The sequence below is a fragment of the Streptomyces sp. NPDC092369 genome (assembly GCF_044755245.1).
Taxonomy (GTDB): domain Bacteria; phylum Actinomycetota; class Actinomycetes; order Streptomycetales; family Streptomycetaceae; genus Streptomyces.
This window is the reverse complement of record NZ_JBIVQP010000004.1, coordinates 271,448-287,194: the sequence shown is the minus strand read 5'-3', so window position 1 is coordinate 287,194 and position 15,747 is coordinate 271,448. Positions and strand designations below refer to the sequence as shown.

The window sequence follows — 15,747 nt, the reverse complement described above, 5'->3', positions numbered from 1 at the left end:
TATGGGCGGCGATGCCAGGTATGACATACGGCACTTTGTGGCATCAGGGCTGGTCGGTGAATCGGTCCCGCAGCTCACGCTTGAGGATCTTGCCGCTGGCGTTGCGTGGGAGTTCGGTCACGAACACCACCCGCTTCGGCGCCTTGAAGTGCGGAAGCTTCACGCGCGCGTGCTCGATCAGTTCGGCCTCGGAGACCTCGCCGCGCGGGACGACGACGGCCGTGACGGCCTCGATCCACCGTTCGTCGGGCAGACCGATCACGGCGACCTCGGCGACGGAGTCGTGCGTGTAGAGGGCGTCCTCGACCTGGCGTGAGGCGACCAGCACGCCACCGGAGTTGATCACGTCCTTCACGCGGTCGACGATCGTGTAGTAGCCGTGCGCGTCCCGCACCGCGAGGTCGCCGGAGTGGAACCAGCCGTCGCGGAAGGCGGCGGCCGTCTCCTCGGGCTTGTCCCAGTAGCCGTCGCACAGCTGCGGGGAGCGGTAGACGATCTCGCCGGAAGTGCCGTCGGGGACGTCCTTGCCGTCCTCGTCGACCACGCGCGCGTCGACGAACAGGACGGGCCGGCCGCAGGAGTCCATGCGGCCCTTGTGCTCGCCGGGCGCCAGGACCATGGACAGGGGGCCGATCTCGCTCTGGCCGAAGCAGTTGTAGAAGCCGAGCTTCGGGAGCCGTTCGCGCAGCCGCTCCAGGACCGGCACCGGCATGATCGACGCGCCGTAGTAGGCCTTGCGCAGTCCCGACAGGTCCCGGCTCTCGAAGTCCGGACGGTTGGCCAGCCCGATCCAGACGGTCGGCGGGGCGAACAGGCTGTCCACGCGGCCGGCCTCGATCAGGTCGAAGAGCCGGTCGCCGTCGGGGGCGTCGAGGATGACGTTGGTGGCGCCGACCGCGAGGTAGGGCAGCAGGAAGACGTGCATCTGCGCCGAGTGATAGAGCGGCAGGGAGTGCGCGGGGCGGTCTCCGGCGCTGAGGTCGAGGGCGGTGATCGCGCTGAGGTACTCGTGGACCAGGGAGCGGTGCGTCATCATCGCGCCCTTGGGCAGGGCCGTGGTCCCCGAGGTGTAGAGCAGCTGCACCAGGTCCTCGGTGCGCGGCTCGGGGCCGTCGTAGGCGGGGGCGTTCGCCAGCCGCGCCAACAGCGAGTCCTCGGCGTCTCGGAGGGGCAGCGTGCGGACGTCGTCGGGGAGCCGGCCCGCCAGGTCGGGGTCGGCGAGGACGAGCGCGCTGCCGGACTGCCCGACGAGGTAGGCGAGGTCGTCGCCGGTCAGGTTCTGGTTGACCGGCACGTGCACGAGCCCCGCGCGGGCGCAGGCCAGGAAGGCGATCGCGTAGGCGTCCGAGTTGTGGCCGTACGCGCCGACCCGGTCGCCGGGCGTCAGGCCCTCGCCGAGCAGGACGCTCGCCGCGCGGGAGACCGCGTCGTCGAGTTCCTCGTACGTCCATGTGCGGTCGCCGTACTCGATCGCGACCCGCGCGGGGGTGCGCCGGGCGCTGCGTCGCAGCACCCCGTCAACCGTGCTGCCCTGTCCCTGCGTCATGACTCATGATCCTCGGCCCGTCGCCGAGGCAGGTCAAGCACCGAGGGGGCCCGGACCATTCACCCGTCCTTTCGCTCAACCACTCCTTCCCCCACAGACGTTGGGAGGCACGACGTGCGCACCCGCACGAGACGACTCGCCGTCGCGGCCGTCGCTCTGCTCACCGCCTCGACCGCGCTGCCGGCGGCCGCGGCCGAGGGGCACACACACCAGGAACGCCCCTCGAACGGCGGTCTGTCCGCCGAAATCCGCTACACCGAGTACGGCATCCCGCACATCCTCGCCGAGAACTACGCCGACCTCGGCTTCGGCACCGGCTGGGCACAGGCCACCGACCAGGTCTGCACCCTCGCCGACGGCTTCGTGACGGTGCGCGGCGATCGCTCCCGCTTCTTCGGCGCGGAGGCGACGACCGACCAATCGCTGGGCACGGCCGGGAACAACCTCTCCAGCGACCTCTACTTCCGGGGCGTCCGACAGGCCGGCACGGTCCGGCGGCTCCTCACGCAGCCGGCCCCGCTGGGCCCGAGCCGTCAGGCCAAGGACCTGATGCGAGGCTTCGCCGCCGGGTACAACGCCTGGCTGAAGCAGAACCGGACCACCGACCCGAACTGCGAGGGTGCCGCCTGGCTGCGGCCCATCACCACCGAGGACGTGGCCACGCGCTTCTACGCGCTCTCCGTACTCGGCGGCCAGGGCAGTGCCGTGGACGCCATCACGGGCGCCCAGCCGCCCACCGCAGCCGACCGCGGCGCCCCGACCGCTCCGGACGCGCAGGCCCTGATCAGGGCCGTACGCGAGCGGACCGCGAACGCCGACATGGGCTCGAACGCGGTCGCCTTCAACGGGGACACCACGGCGAACGGCCGCGGTCTGCTGCTGGGCAACCCGCACTACCCCTGGCACGGCGGACGTCGGTTCTGGCAGGTGCAGCAGACCATTCCGGGCGAGCTGGACGTGGCCGGCGGCTCGCTGCTCGGCCTGCCGACCGTCGCCATCGGCTACAACTCCAAGGTGGCGTGGAGCCACACGGTCTCCACCGGTGTCCCCTTCAACCTGACACAGCTGACCCTCGACCCGGCTGACCCCACCGTGTACCTGGTGGACGGCAAGCCGGAGCGGATGACGAAGCGGACCGTGACCGTCGCGGTCAAGGGCGGTACGCCGGTCACCCGCACCCAGTGGTGGACCCGCTACGGTCCCGTCGTCAACTCCCCCGACGGCGAACTCCCGCTGCCGTGGACCACCACCTCGGCGTTCGCGATGAACGACCCCAACGCCTCGAACCTGCGGTTCGCCGACACCTCGCTGGGTTTCGGCAAGGCGCACGACACGGCGGGCGTCCTCAAGTCGCTGGGTGAGCACCAGGGGCTGCCGTGGGTGAACACCATCGCCGCTGACTCCTCGGGGCACTCGCTCTTCAGCCAGTCGCAGGTGCTGCCCCGGATCACGAACGAACTGGCGGCCCGGTGCTCCACACCGCTCGGCAAGGCCGTCTATCCGGTGGCCGGCATCGCGGTCCTGGACGGCTCGCGCGGTGACTGTGTGCTCGGCGACGACGCCGACGCCGTGCAGGCGGGGATCTTCGGCCCCTCCCGCATGCCGACGCTGAAGGACGCGCCGTACGCGGAGAACTCCAACGACAGCGCCTGGCTGACCAACGCCGACCGGCCGCTCACCGGCTACGAGCGGATCTTCGGCAGCATCGGCACCACGCGTTCGCCGCGCACCCGGGGCGCGATCGACGCCGTGTCGGCGATGGCCGCGCGCGGTGATCTGACCGTGCGGGACCTCCAGCGGCAGCAGTTCGCGAACCAGGTCACCATCGGCGACCTCGCGGCCGGGGACACGGCACGCGCGTGTGCCGCACTGCCCGGCGGCGTCGCCAAGGACAAGGACGGCAAGGAGGTCGACGTCTCCGCGGCCTGCGCGGTGCTCAAGTCGTGGGACCGCACCGCGAACACCGACAGCCGGGGAGCCCTGCTCTTCGACCGTTTCTGGCAGCGGCTGCTGGAACTCTTGCCGGACGACCAGCAGTGGAAGGTGCCGTTCTCGGCGGCCGACCCGGTGCACACGCCGAACACGCTCGACACAGACGCCCCCGGCTTCGCCACGGCCCTCGCGGACGCGGTGACCGAACTGCGAGCGGCCGGCATCCCGCTGAACTCGACGCTCGGGGAGCACCAGTTCGTCGTGCGGAACGGCACACGCATCCCCGTCCCCGGTGCCACGGAGGATCTCGGGGTGTGGAACAAGATCGAGCCGGTGTGGGACCCGGAGCACGGCGGGTACACGGAGGTGACCAGCGGTTCCAGCCACATCCAGGCGGTGGGCTGGAACGACAGCGGCTGCCCGGTGGCGCGCACACTGCTGACGTACTCCCAGTCCTCGAACCCGAAGTCGCCGCACCACAGCGACCAGACCAGGCTGTTCTCCCAGGAGAAGTGGGTGACCGCCCGCTTCTGCGAGAAGGACATCCGGTCCTCGCCCGCGCTGCGGACCGTGCACGTGCGCGAAGGCTGACGGAGGTGGTCCCGTCCCCTGGTGGGGGCGGGACCACAGGGGACGCGCACGTGCCGCTCGCGCCTCACACGGGACGTGTACGCCCCTCCCAGTACGGGTCCCGCAACCGCCGCTTGTAGAGCTTGCCGTTGGGGTCGCGGGGCATCTCCGCGATGAAGTCGACGGTCTTGGGGCGTTTGTAGCCCGCGAGTTGCTCGGCACAGTGGTCGAGGATCGCGGCGGCGAGGGCGGGACCCGGTTCGTGGCCCGGGGCGGGTTCGACGACGGCCTTGACCTCCTCGCCCCAGTCGTCGTGCGGGATGCCGAAGACGGCCGCGTCGGCGACGGCGGGGTGGGCCAGCAGCGCGGACTCGATCTCGGCCGGGTAGATGTTGACGCCACCCGAGATGATCATGTCGATTTTGCGGTCGCGGAGGTAGAGATAGCCGTCCTCGTCGAGGTAGCCGAGGTCGCCGACGGTGAAGAAGTCGCCGATGCGGTTCTTCTTCGTCTTGGCCTCGTCCTTGTGGTAGGCGAAGCCACCGGTGTTCATCTTCATGTAGACGGTGCCGAGTTCACCGGGCGGAAGCCGGTTGCCGTCGTCGTCGAAGACGGCGAGTTCGCTGATGGGCCAGGCCTTGCCGACGGTCCCGGGCTTCTTCAGCCAGTCCTCGGCCGTGGCGAACGCCCCTCCTCCCTCGCTGGCCGCGTAGTACTCCTCCACGCAGTCGCCCCACCAGTCGATCATGGCCCGTTTCACATGGTCGGGGCAGGGCGCGGCCCCGTGGATGGCGTGCCGCATCGACGAGACGTCGTACGTCCGCCGGACCTCCTCCGGCAGCGCGAGCAGCCGGTGGAACTGGGTCGGGACCATGTGGGTGTGCGTGCACCGGTGGGCGTCGATGACGCGGAGCATCTCCTGGGGCGTCCACTTGTCCATCAGCACCAGCCGGTGGCCGATGTGCAGGGACGCGCCCGCGAATTGGAGCACCGCGGTGTGGTAGAGCGGCGAGCAGACGAGGTGGACGTTGTCGCCGAACGGCTTGATGCCGAAGATGCCGAGGAAGCCGCCGAGGTAGGCCTCCTCGGGGCGCTTGCCGGGCAGCGGGCGGCGGATGCCGCGTGGGCGTCCGGTCGTACCCGACGTGTAGTTCATGACCCAGCCCAGTTCGCGGTCCTCGGGCGCCGACTCGGGCTGTCCGTCGAGGAGTTCGGCGTACGGCCGGAAGCCCTCGACCGTGCCGAGGGCGTACCGGTGGCTCGCCGGGAGTCCGGCCTCCTCGGCCGCGTGGCGGGCCGGTTCGGCGAACCGCTCGTGGGCGATCAGCACCTTGGCGCCGGAGTCGGCGACGATCCAGGCGATCTCCGGGCCGACGAAGTGATGGTTGATCGGGACGAGATAGAACCCGGCCTGGCTGGCGGCCAGATACGCGGTGAAGAACTCGACGCCGTTGGGCAGCACGACCGCGAAGGCGTCCCCGCGCCCAAGTCCCGCTGCGCGCAGGCCGTGGACGAGGCGGTTGGCGGCGGCGTGCAGCCGTCCGGCGGTCCACTCCTCGCCGTCGGGCGCGACGAGGACCGTGCGGTCGGGGGCCTCGGTGGCCTGGGCCCAGAAACCGGCGGGGGGTGTGCTCACTGGCCGCTCCTTCCGGCGATGCGGTTGATGCGGTCCACGGCCTGCTCGAAGCCGCGGGTGAGGTCGTCGAAGACGGCCTGGACGCTGCATTCGCTGTTCATCCGGCCGACGATCTGGCCGACGGGCGTGCCGAGCAGCGGATCGACCTCGTACTTCTGGATCCGCGAGACGGCGTCGGCGACCAACAGCCCTTGCAGGGGCATGGGCAGGGTGCCGGGTCCCGCCGGGTCGTCCCAGGCGTCGGTCCATTCGGTACGGAGCTGACGTGCGGGTTTGCCGGTCAGCGCGCGGGAGCGGACGGTGGCGCCCGCGTCGGCGGCGAGGAGCTTCTCGATCAGTTTGGGCGAGGGGAGTTCGGCCTCGGTGACGGTCAGCCAGACGGACCCCAGCCACACCCCCTGGGCGCCCAGGGCGAGCGCGGCGGCCACCTGCCGGCCGCTGCCGATGCCGCCGGCGGCCAGCACGGGCAGTGGATCGACGGCGTCCACGACGTCCGGCGTGAGCACCATCGAGGCGATCTCGCCGGTGTGACCGCCGGCCTCGTAGCCCTGCGCGACGACGATGTCGAGGCCGGCGTCCTTGTGCTTGACCGCGTGTCGGGCGCTGCCCGCGAGTGCGGCGACCAGCACGTCGTGCTGGTGGGCGCGGGTGACCACGTCGGCGGGCGGGGAGCCGAGGGCGTTGGCGAGCAGGCGGATCGGGTAGTCGAAGGCGACGTCGAGCTGGTTGCGGGCGACCTGCTCCATCCACCCGGTGATGCGCCAGCCGGACGCCTCGCCCTCGGCGAGTTCGGGCACGCCGTACTTGGCGAGGGTGTCGGTGACGAACTGCCGGTGCCCTTCCGGGATCATCGCCTCGACGTCGGCCTCCGTGACGCCCTCCACCTTCTTGGCGGGCATGACGACATCCAGGCCGTACGGCATCCCGTCGACGTGCGCCTCGATCCAGTCGAGGTCCCGCTTGAGCTCGTCGGGAGCGGTGTAGCGGACCGCTCCGAGCACACCGAATCCGCCCGCCCGGCTGATGGCCGCGGCAACGGCGGGGAAGGGCGTGAAGCCGAAGACGGCGTGCTCGATTCCCAGTCTGTTGCTCAACTCGGTCTGCATGGGCGCAGAATGCCGCAGTCCTCCGGACGACGGAAGGCCTTTTCTGATGCTCCGTCAGATTTCTTGCCACAGGGCTCTCTGTGGCGTCAGCCGGATACGCCCATGCTCTGGGTGCCGATGACCGACAGGAGCCGCAGCGCCTCGTCGGACGGCGAGCCGGGGGTGGCGGTGTAGATGACGACCCGCTGGTCGCGGTCGGCGATGTCCAGGGCGTCACAGTTGACGGTGACCGGGCCGACGAGGGGGTGTTCGAAGGACTTGCGGAGGGTCGGCCCGCCGGCGGCCACCTCGTGGTCGGCCCACAACCGGGCGAACTCCGTGCTCCCGGCGAGGAGTTCGTCCACGAGTTCCGTCACCTCCGGGTCGTCCGGGTAGCGGGCCGCGGCGGCGCGCAGTTGCGGGACCGAGCTGCGGGCGAACGCGTCGGAGTCCGAAACGCCGTACAGGCGGCGGCCGTTCGGGTGCGGTCCCAGGAAGACCCGGCGGACCAGATTGCGGTCGCGGCGCGGCAGGGCGGAGAAGTCCTCCATCAGGGCCACCGCGAGGTCGTTCCAGGCGATGATCTCCAGCGTCGCCGAGGTGACGAAGGCGGCGGCGAGGGGCAGCCGGTCCAGCAGGTCGAGGATGCTCTGGCGGACCTCGCGCGAGGGACCGGGTGCGGGCGCGGGCGGTGCCCCGGCGAGGTGGTGCAGGTGGTCACGCTCCGCGTCCGACAGCCGCAGGGCACGGGCGAGCTGGGCCAGTACCTCACGGGACGGATGAGGACCGCGGGCCTGTTCGAGGCGCGCGTAGTACTCCGTCGAGATGTACGCCAGCTGCGCCACCTCCTCGCGACGCAGCCCCGGCGTACGGCGGCGCGGGCCGCTGGGCAGGCCCACGTCGGCGGGGGTGATGCGCTCGCGCCTGCTGCGCAGGAAATCCGCCAGACCTCGTCGGTTCACCTCTCCAGTGTGCGCGTGCGCCGAGGCGGCGAGCCAGGTACAGCCGGTGCCTGGATGGGGATCGCGGCCGGTCGCAGGCTCGACGGCATGAACAACACACCTCACACGACACCCCGCACCTCCGCCGGCCTGCTCACCGACAAGGTCGCGTTCATCACCGGGGCCGGCCGCGGTATCGGCGCCGCGTCGGCCCGGCTCTTCGCCCGCGAGGGCGCCCGAGTGGTCCTCGCGGCGCGTACCGAGGCGCAGCTCAAGGCGGTCACCGAGGAGATCAGGGCGGCGGGCGGCACGGCCGAGTACGTGCTGTGCGACCTGGCCGAAGGGGACAGTGTCCGGGCCGCCGTCGAGCGGACCGTGGAGCTGTACGGCCGGCTGGACATCGCCTTCAACAACGGCGCCACCATCCAGTTGCCCGGCCCGATGGACGAGCTGTCGGAAGCCGACTTCGACCGGGTCAGCGCGGTCAACCTCAAGGGCCCGTGGCTGGCCATGAAGGCCGAGATCGCCGCCATCCGCGCCACCGCCGGACGCGGCGCCATCGTCAACAACTCCAGCGTCGGCAGCCTCGCCGCCAACCCCGAACTGCCGGTGTACGGCGCGGCCAAACGCGCCGTCAACAGCCTCACCGCGTCGGCCGCCGCCACGTACGGCCGCGAGGGCATCCGCGTCAACGCGATCGCCCCCGGGCTGACCCTGACCGAGATGGTCGACGAGTGGGAGCGGAATGCCCCCGGCGTCATCGACCGCATCTCGACCCTCAACCCCCTGGGCCGCCCCGCCGCCCCGGAGGAGATCGCACAGGCGGCGGCCTGGCTGCTGAGCGACCGGGCGTCGTACGTGACCGGGGTGATTCTGGCGGTGGATGGGGGGTTGCGGGCGTGAGGGGGGCGTCCGTCGGGGGCGTACCGGGGCCAACCTGGTGCGGTTAGGCTCGACGGCCATGAGTCAAAGTGGTTCGCAAGCGGCGGCGTTCTTCCGAGACCTCCGCCAGAGCCGAGTGGTCTGGCTTGTCCGGGACGACACCGGAAGCCCGACTTCTCTCTCCGCGGACGGCACGCGAAGCCTTCCCTTCTGGTCGACCTCGGCCCGCGCCCGGAGGGCGGCGAAGATCTGGGGGAACGGGCTGCGGGTCGCATCCATGTCTCTCGAAGACTGGCGTAGCCGCGAACTGCCCGATCTGGCCCGGGAAGGGCTCATGATCGGCATCAACTGGAGCGGGCCGCGTCTCGTCGGCTGGAGCTTCACCCCGGCGGAGGTCCTCAACCGACTGGCGGCAGCCGACTAGCTCACCGGATCCGCCGTCAGAGCGCGCACCCCGTGCCCCCGCTCTCCGCCTGCGAGCCACTGCTGCTCACGCGCCCTCACCCTCCAGCACCGCCATCGCCGCGTTGTGCCCCGGCACGCCGCTCACCCCTCCCCCGCGGACGGCGCCCGCCCCGCACAGCAGAACGTTCGGGTGTCGGGTCTCGACGCCCCAACGGCCGGTGTCCTCCTGGGTGTAGGGCCAGGACAGTTCGCGGTGGAAGATGTTGCCGCCGGGCAGGCGCAGGTCGCGTTCCAGGTCGAGGGGGGTCTTCGCCTCGATGCAGGGGCGGCCGTCGGCGTCGGTGGCGAGGCAGTCGGCGAGCGGTTCGGCGAGGTGGGTGTCGAGTTGGGCGAGGGTCGACTTGAGGAGTTCCTCGCGTACGGCGTCGTTGTCCCGGTCGAAGAGCCGGGCGGGCGTGTGCAGGCCGAACAGGGTGAGGGTCTGGTAGCCCTGCTGGACCAGGTCGGGGCCGAGGATCGTCGGGTCGGTGAGCGAGTGGCAGTAGATCTCGGACGGCGGGGCACTGGGCAGCTCACCGGCGGCGGCCTGGGCGTGGGCGGTGGCGAGATCGGCGTACCCCTCGCCGATGTGGAAGGTGCCGGCGAACGCCTCGCGCGGGTCGACGGACCGGTCCTTCAGCCTCGGCAGCCGTTTGAGCAGCATGTTCACCTTGAGCTGGGCGCCCTCGGCGGGGGCGGGCGGGACGTCGTCGGTCAGCTCCGCCAGGGCCTGCGGCGAGGCGTTGACCAGCACGTGCCGTGCGGTGACGGTGCCCTCGCCGTCGGGGGTGCGGTACGCGACCTCGGCGGTTCGGCCGTCCGTGTCGATGCGAACCGCCTCGTGGCCGGTGGCGACGACGGCACCCGCGTGGCGCGCGGCCGCGGCCAGCGCGTCGGTCAGCGCGCCCATGCCGCCGACGGGGACGTCCCAGGCGCCGGTGCCGCCGCCGATGACGTGGTAGAGGAAGCAGCGGTTCTGAGCGAGTGAGGGTTCGTGGGCGTCGGCGAAGGTACCGATGAGGGCGTCGGTGAGGACCACGCCGCGCACGAGGTCGTCCCGGAAGCGGTCCTCGATGGCGACGCCGATGGGCTCCTCGAACAGCACCTGCCAGGCCTCGTCGTCATCGACGCGTCGGCGCAGCTCGTCCCGCGAGGGCAGGGGTTCGGTGAGGGTCGGGAAGACCCGCTCGGCGACGCGTCCGGTCATCCCGTAGAACCGCTGCCACGCCTCGTACTCCCCCGCGGATCCGGTGAGCCGGGCGAACGCCTCCCGGGTGCGGCGTTCGCCACCGCCGACGAGGAGTCCGGTGGGCCGACCGTCGCGCTCCACGGGGGTGTACGAGGAGACGGTGCGGGTGCGGACCCGGAAGTCGAGGCCCAGATCACGCACGATCTTCTTCGGCAGCAGGCTGACGAGATACGAGTACCGCGACAGCCGCGCGTCGACCCCGGCGAACGGCCGCGTCGAGACGGCGGCGCCCCCCGTGCGGTCGAGCCGCTCCAACACCAGCACCGACCGCCCGGCCCGAGCCAGGTAGGCGGCGGCGACCAGCCCGTTGTGCCCTCCTCCGACGATGACGGCGTCGTACGTGCGGTGTCCCTCGAGTGCGGTCATGGTTCTTCGTAACACGCGATGATCCGGCCCTGCCAGAGCGGAACCGGCGGGAGACGGGCGCGCCGAGGGGCAGACGGGTGGACACGCTCGCGCGAGCAGGGGTGGGGGTGGCGACGCGCGTGCGGATCGGTGGCAGACGCGCGGCCGACGGTCGGCCCGGCAGGAGACGCGTGGCGGGGCGCCGGGCCGGAACAGGCAGGCGGCCGCCCATGGGACCGGCAGCGGCGTCACGACCAGGTGCGGACGGGTAGGTGTCGCACAGCCTCCGACCGGCCGCTTCAGGCGGATCGCCGACGAGCCACCGTCACAAGCCAACCGCCCCATGCGCCACCCGCCGAAGACGGACCGTCCGAGGACCGACCGGCGGAAGCAGACCGCCGGCACGAGGCAGACCGGCCGCCGGCCCGCTGAGGGCGCCCTCAGCAGCCGCCCGCCGAGTTACCGCCGGCGTCCACCCGTCGCCCGCTGCTGCCGCAACACCGCCACTCTTCGGTACAGCTCCACCGCCTCCGCGCCCCGGCCGAGTTGTTCGAGGCAGTGGGCCTCGTCATTGCGGCTGGCGAGGGTGTCGGGGTGGTCGGGGCCCAGGACGCGTTCGCGGGCGGTGGCGACTCGGCGGTATTCGGTGAGCGCGTCCGTCCAGCGGCCCAACCAGCCGAGGCTGACGGCGACTTCGCGGCGGCTGACCAGGGTGTCGGGGTGCTCGGGGCCCAGGACGCGGTCGCGGATCGCGCAGACGTCGCGCGACTCGGCGAGGGCCTCCTCCCAGCGGCCCAGGCGCCCGAGGTTGACGCCGAGGCCGTGGCGGGCGCGCAGGGTCTCGGGGTGGGTGGGGCCCTGGACGCGGGTGCGGTCGTCGATCAGGTCGCGGTAGAGCGTGAGGGCGTCCGCGCTGCGGCCGAGCCGGCCCAGGCTGATGCCGACCTCGTAGCGGGCGGCGAGGGTGTCGGGGTGATCCGGGCCAAGGGCCTGGGCGCGGGCCTCGGCGACCTCGTGGTAGGTCTGCAGGGCCTCCGGCCAGCGACCCAACTGCCCGAGCGCGTAGGCGACTTCGTAGCGGGTGACGAGGGTGTCAGGATGGTCCGGCCCCAGCACACGGGCCCGGGCCGCCGCCACCTCGACCGCCATCCGGTACGAGTCCTCCAGACGGCCCAGCCTGCTGAGGTTGAAGGCGAGGTTGTGGCGACAGCGCAGGGTGTCGGGGTGGTCGGGACCCATCGCGCGCTCCCGGGCCGCGAGTACCGACGTGTACACCTGGTGCGCGTCGAAGTGACGGCCCAACTGGCCCAGCACGTACGCCATTTCCTGCCGCGCCGCGAGCGTGTCGGGGTGGTCGGGACCCAGTGCCCGCGTCCGTGCGGCGGTCACGGTCTTGTACTCCTGCAACGCGTCGGCGGCCCGGCCGGTACGGCTGAGGGTGAAGGCGACCTCGTAGCGGCTGGCGAGGGTGTCGGGGTGCTCGGGACCCAGGAGGTGCGCGCGCTCGGCGGCGACCGCGCGGTGCACCTCGCCCGCCTCCGTCCAGCGCCCGAGCCGGCCCAGGCTGAGCCCGGCGTTGTGCCTGCCGGCCAGCGCGGTGATCGCCTCCTGGGACGGGGCCCGCGGCCGGTCCGGCACGGGCTCCTCGGGCCGGCCGCCCGCCGGACGCGGGATCCACTCGCCGGTCAGGCCCGCACCGGCGTCCGGCGGGGTGGCCCGCAGTCCGGCGCCGGTCGCTTTGTGCCCGGTGGTCATGCCCCGGGTCCAGGACGGCAGCCGCGCCTCGCGGGACGCCTCCGGCAGCCGCGCCTCGCGGGAGGGTTCCGCCAGGCGGACCGCGCCGGACCCGGCCTGCTCGGGCGACGGGAACACCGGTTGGGGGGTCACCACGGTCGGCACGTACGTCGGTGTGGTCCGGCCCGCGCTGATCCTGCGGACCAACTCCCTCGCGTCGTGCGGGCGTTGCTCGGGCCGCTTGGCCAGCAGGTCCAGGATGATCTTCTCGAAGTACTCGGGCAGCTCGGCCCGCCGGCCGCGCGGTGGTTGGGGGGCGGTGTCGCGGTGACCGATGAGGATCGCCCAGGCGTCGTCCAGGTCGAACGGCGGTGCCCCGGTGGTGATCTCGTACAGCACGCACCCCAGGGAGTACAGGTCGCTGCGCTGGTCGACCTCGGAGCCGCTGATCTGCTCCGGTGACATGTAGTGCGGGGTGCCCATCGCGATGCCGGTGCCGGTCAGCCGGGAGGTGAAGCCGATGTCGTGACCCAGGCGGGCGATGCCGAAGTCGCAGATCTTCACCGTGCCGTCGGTCAGCCGCATGATGTTCGCAGGCTTCAAGTCGCGGTGCACGATGCCCTGTTGGTGGGTGTACGCGAGGGCGGCGGAGAGCTGGTCGGCGATCTCCACGACGTCACCGACCGCCAGGGGATGGTTCTTGTTGTCCTCCAGGAGCTGACTGAGGTTGCGGCCGTCCAGCAGCTCCATGACCAGATACAGGACGCCGTCGGATTCGCCGAAGTCGTGCACGACGGTCACTCCGCGGTGCTGCAGGGCCGCGGCCACCCGGGCCTCACGCCGGAAGCGCTCGCGCAGAACCCTGGTGAACGCCTGGTCGTGGTGCGGGCCGAGCGGCTTGAGGCACTTCACGGCGACCTGCCGCCCCAGCGACTCGTCCCGGGCACGCCACACCTCTCCCATGCCGCCGCGCCCGATCAGATCGAGCAGCCGGTACCGGCCCTGGATCAGCCTGCTGTCCCCCATCTCCCGCGATCGCCCCCGTAACTGGTTCGCCCCGCCCTCCCCTGGCTCGTCCAGTATGGCGAGGTGTCGTCCGAGTTTGTACGGCGCCGTGCGGGAGCGAGGGCGCAGCCGTGACACAACGCGGAGATTGTTGTCGGTCGGGAGGGACGGGCGGGCACGCGCGGGATCGCGGGGGCACTGCGCTGCCGACCTGCACCGGCCCGCCCCTGTCACTCCGGGTGAGCGCGCTTGACACTCGCTCATTGTCGATTCGACAGTGGCGGGCGTGACAACCTCTGCGGCCCGATCCGCCGGACATCCCCTTCGCGAGCTGTGCGAATCCCTGCTGTCGCGGCTCGAGGAGCTCAGCGTCACGGTCACCGACGACATCAGGCGCGAGATCCCGTCGTACGCGGCGATGCCACTGGCCGAGCAGCTCGATACCGTACGCAGCCGGCTCCGGGCCCTGCTGCGGGGTCTCGCCCTCGATGTGGAACCGACGGCCGAGCAACTCCTGGAGATCCGGGCCGAGTCGCTCAGGAGGGCGTACTACGGTCTGCCCGTCCAGGACGCGCTCGCGACCTTTCACGTCGGCGCCCGCCGCCTGTGGGACGAACTGCGGGCCACGGCACGGGGAACGGCGGCCGAGGACACCGCGATCGAGCTGGTCGCGCCCCTGTGGCTGTGGGTCCAGTCGGCGAGCGGTGTCGTCGCGGACGCCTACGCGGACGAGGCCGGAACGCGCTACGGGCGCGAGGCCGGTCTGCGGCAGCGCTTCCTCGAACTGCTCCGAACCGGCGGCGCGCCCCGCGAGCACACCGCCGAGATCGCCCGTGAGCTGGGATTCGACCCGGACGGCGACTTCCGGGCGCTGTGCACGCCGGCCGCTCCGTGGGCCGCCGAGGGACACCTCGTCCTGCTCCAACGTGCGGCGCGCCGGCTCGCCGGCCGGGTCTCCTGCGGTCTGAGCGGGCAGTTGATGGTCGCCGTGACCCAGGGGGTAGACCCGGGCGACCTGGTCACCCGCGTGATCGGACTGGCCGGTGACGAGGCGCGGGTGGGCGTCGGCCTCGACCGCACCGGGCTGGCCGGTGCGGAGATGAGCATCGCCGACGCCGAACGCGCCCTCGTCGTCTCCGAACGCGGCGGCCACGCCACCTCGTTCGAGGACGTCTGGCTGCGGGCCAGCCTGATCGACAGCAGGGACCGGCTGGAGCCGCTGTTCGCCGCTGTCCGCCGAACGGCGGGCGAGCAGCCCCAGTTGGCACAGACCGTCCTCGCCTTCGCGGACGCCGGGCTGTCCCTGTCACACGCCGCCGAGGCGCTCATGATCCATCCCAACACGGTGGCCTACCGGCTCGGCCAGTGGCACAGGCTCACCGGAAGCGACCCGCGCACCTTCACCGGCCTGGTCCGCTCGGTCGTCGGTATCACCGGTTGACGGCGACTGTGGAAAGCACAGGAATCCGTCCTCGTACTCCATGTTCGTGCCGAAGACCGCCGACCCCGCCGGTTCCTACACTCCGTGACTGACGACGCGCAGCGGAGGATCAGAAATGGCAGACACGGACACGACGTCCTACGTGATGGGAAGTTCTCCCGAGGAGTCGGACCGGCTCGGTGTACAGGCTTCGCTGTACGACGGGCACACCGAACATCTCCTGAGGGCGGCCGGTCTGCGGGAGGGCATGCGTGTCCTCGACGTCGGCTGCGGTACGGGTGAGGTGTCACTCGCCGCCGCGCGCGTGGTCGGTTCGAGTGGGCGGGTTCTCGGCGTGGACATGGACCCGGGGGTTCTGCGGCGGGCGCGCGCGAATGCCGCCGCGGGTTCGTTCACGAATGTCACCTTCGAACAGGGCGTGCTTCCCGATCTCGAAGTCGGCGGATCCTTCGACGCCCTCGTGGGACGGCTCATCCTGATCCACCTCGACGATCCGGTGTCGACGGTGAAGGACCTGACCCGGTTCGTTCGTCGTGGCGGGGTCGTCACGTTCCAGGACTTCAACATTTCGAGGACTCGGGCTGTCCCGGCCGTGCCGCTCGTGACGGAGACCGTGGAGTGGATCAGCGCGGCGCTGCGAGAAGGGGGCCGCAACCCCGAGATGGGTGAGCAACTGGCCGAAGTACTGCGGCTGTCGGGGCTCCCCGATCCGAGTGTGGCGGCCGCCGCGCCCGCCGGCGGACCCGACTCGGCGGCGGTGACGCTGATCGCCGAGTCGGCACGCAGCCTGCTGCCCGTGATGGAGCGCGGTGGCATCGCCACGGCCGAGGAGGTGAACATCGACACCCTCCGGGAGCGCATGGCGCGCGCCTGCCAGGAGGTGCGGGCGACGGTCTACGTCCCGGAACTCGTCGCGGCGTGGGCACCGGTGCCCTAG

The 15,747-nt window shown here is 71.7% G+C and carries 11 protein-coding genes; 5 read left to right on the top strand and 6 right to left on the bottom strand.

Annotated features, from left to right (window positions below):
* Window positions 1-43: 43 nt before the first annotated feature.
* Entirely contained in the window at window positions 44-1,546 is a 1,503-nt protein-coding gene (locus ACIQI8_RS25125) for an acyl-CoA synthetase (RefSeq protein WP_402354716.1), read from the bottom strand.
* Between the two features lie 114 nt (window positions 1,547-1,660).
* Here ACIQI8_RS25125 and ACIQI8_RS25120 point away from each other — a divergent pair, with 114 nt between their 5' ends.
* Window positions 1,661-4,069, top strand: coding sequence for a penicillin acylase family protein (locus ACIQI8_RS25120; RefSeq protein ID WP_402354714.1), 2,409 nt, complete (start codon window positions 1,661-1,663; stop codon window positions 4,067-4,069).
* Window positions 4,070-4,133: 64 nt separating this feature from the next.
* Here the strand turns inward: ACIQI8_RS25120 and ACIQI8_RS25115 are convergent, their stop codons facing one another.
* The 3 genes from ACIQI8_RS25115 to ACIQI8_RS25105 form a co-directional block, all read right to left on the bottom strand.
* The gene (locus ACIQI8_RS25115) at window positions 4,134-5,684 is read right to left on the bottom strand and encodes an acyl-CoA synthetase (protein ID WP_402354712.1); all 1,551 of its coding nucleotides are present in this window, start codon (window positions 5,682-5,684) and stop codon (window positions 4,134-4,136) included.
* A complete protein-coding gene (locus ACIQI8_RS25110) occupies window positions 5,681-6,790 on the bottom strand; it encodes an NAD(P)H-dependent flavin oxidoreductase (protein WP_402354710.1) in 1,110 nt (369 codons plus the stop codon). Before ACIQI8_RS25110 ends, ACIQI8_RS25115 begins: the two co-directional genes overlap by 4 nt.
* Window positions 6,791-6,876: 86 nt before the next feature.
* Window positions 6,877-7,731 (bottom strand): helix-turn-helix transcriptional regulator, encoded by an 855-nt coding sequence (locus ACIQI8_RS25105; RefSeq protein WP_402354708.1) that lies wholly within the window; start codon window positions 7,729-7,731, stop codon window positions 6,877-6,879.
* A gap of 87 nt (window positions 7,732-7,818) precedes the next feature.
* Here ACIQI8_RS25105 and ACIQI8_RS25100 point away from each other — a divergent pair, with 87 nt between their 5' ends.
* Window positions 7,819-8,613: an SDR family NAD(P)-dependent oxidoreductase gene (locus tag ACIQI8_RS25100; protein WP_402354706.1), complete on the top strand. Its 795-nt coding sequence runs from the start codon at window positions 7,819-7,821 to the stop codon at window positions 8,611-8,613.
* The gene (locus ACIQI8_RS25095) at window positions 8,594-9,016 is read left to right on the top strand and encodes a DUF2750 domain-containing protein (RefSeq protein ID WP_402354704.1); all 423 of its coding nucleotides are present in this window, start codon (window positions 8,594-8,596) and stop codon (window positions 9,014-9,016) included. Before ACIQI8_RS25100 ends, ACIQI8_RS25095 begins: the two co-directional genes overlap by 20 nt.
* A gap of 66 nt (window positions 9,017-9,082) precedes the next feature.
* Here the strand turns inward: ACIQI8_RS25095 and ACIQI8_RS25090 are convergent, their stop codons facing one another.
* Complete coding sequence (locus tag ACIQI8_RS25090) at window positions 9,083-10,651, bottom strand: phytoene desaturase family protein (RefSeq protein ID WP_402354702.1); 1,569 nt, start codon at window positions 10,649-10,651, stop codon at window positions 9,083-9,085.
* A 438-nt stretch (window positions 10,652-11,089) separates the two neighbouring features.
* A complete protein-coding gene (locus ACIQI8_RS25085) occupies window positions 11,090-13,390 on the bottom strand; it encodes a tetratricopeptide repeat protein (RefSeq protein ID WP_402354700.1) in 2,301 nt (766 codons plus the stop codon).
* A gap of 265 nt (window positions 13,391-13,655) precedes the next feature.
* On the opposite strand from ACIQI8_RS25085, the gene ACIQI8_RS25080 reads away from it, so the two are divergent.
* Complete coding sequence (locus tag ACIQI8_RS25080; RefSeq protein WP_402354698.1) at window positions 13,656-14,810, top strand: PucR family transcriptional regulator; 1,155 nt, start codon at window positions 13,656-13,658, stop codon at window positions 14,808-14,810.
* A gap of 115 nt (window positions 14,811-14,925) precedes the next feature.
* On the top strand, window positions 14,926-15,747 hold the full coding sequence (locus ACIQI8_RS25075) for a class I SAM-dependent methyltransferase (protein ID WP_402354696.1): 822 nt from the start codon (window positions 14,926-14,928) through the stop codon (window positions 15,745-15,747).

Excerpts from the sequence above, each read along its gene's own strand:
- ACIQI8_RS25125 (WP_402354716.1), bottom strand. The coding sequence starts at position 1,546 with ATGACGCAGGGACAGGGCAGCACGGTTGACGGGGTGCTGCGACGCAGC.
- ACIQI8_RS25110 (WP_402354710.1), bottom strand. The coding sequence starts at position 6,790 with ATGCAGACCGAGTTGAGCAACAGACTGGGAATCGAGCACGCCGTCTTC.
- ACIQI8_RS25100 (WP_402354706.1), top strand. The coding sequence starts at position 7,819 with ATGAACAACACACCTCACACGACACCCCGCACCTCCGCCGGCCTGCTC.
- ACIQI8_RS25095 (WP_402354704.1), top strand. The coding sequence starts at position 8,594 with ATGGGGGGTTGCGGGCGTGAGGGGGGCGTCCGTCGGGGGCGTACCGGG.
- ACIQI8_RS25090 (WP_402354702.1), bottom strand. The coding sequence starts at position 10,651 with ATGACCGCACTCGAGGGACACCGCACGTACGACGCCGTCATCGTCGGA.
- ACIQI8_RS25085 (WP_402354700.1), bottom strand. The coding sequence starts at position 13,390 with ATGGGGGACAGCAGGCTGATCCAGGGCCGGTACCGGCTGCTCGATCTG.
- ACIQI8_RS25075 (WP_402354696.1), top strand. The coding sequence starts at position 14,926 with ATGGCAGACACGGACACGACGTCCTACGTGATGGGAAGTTCTCCCGAG.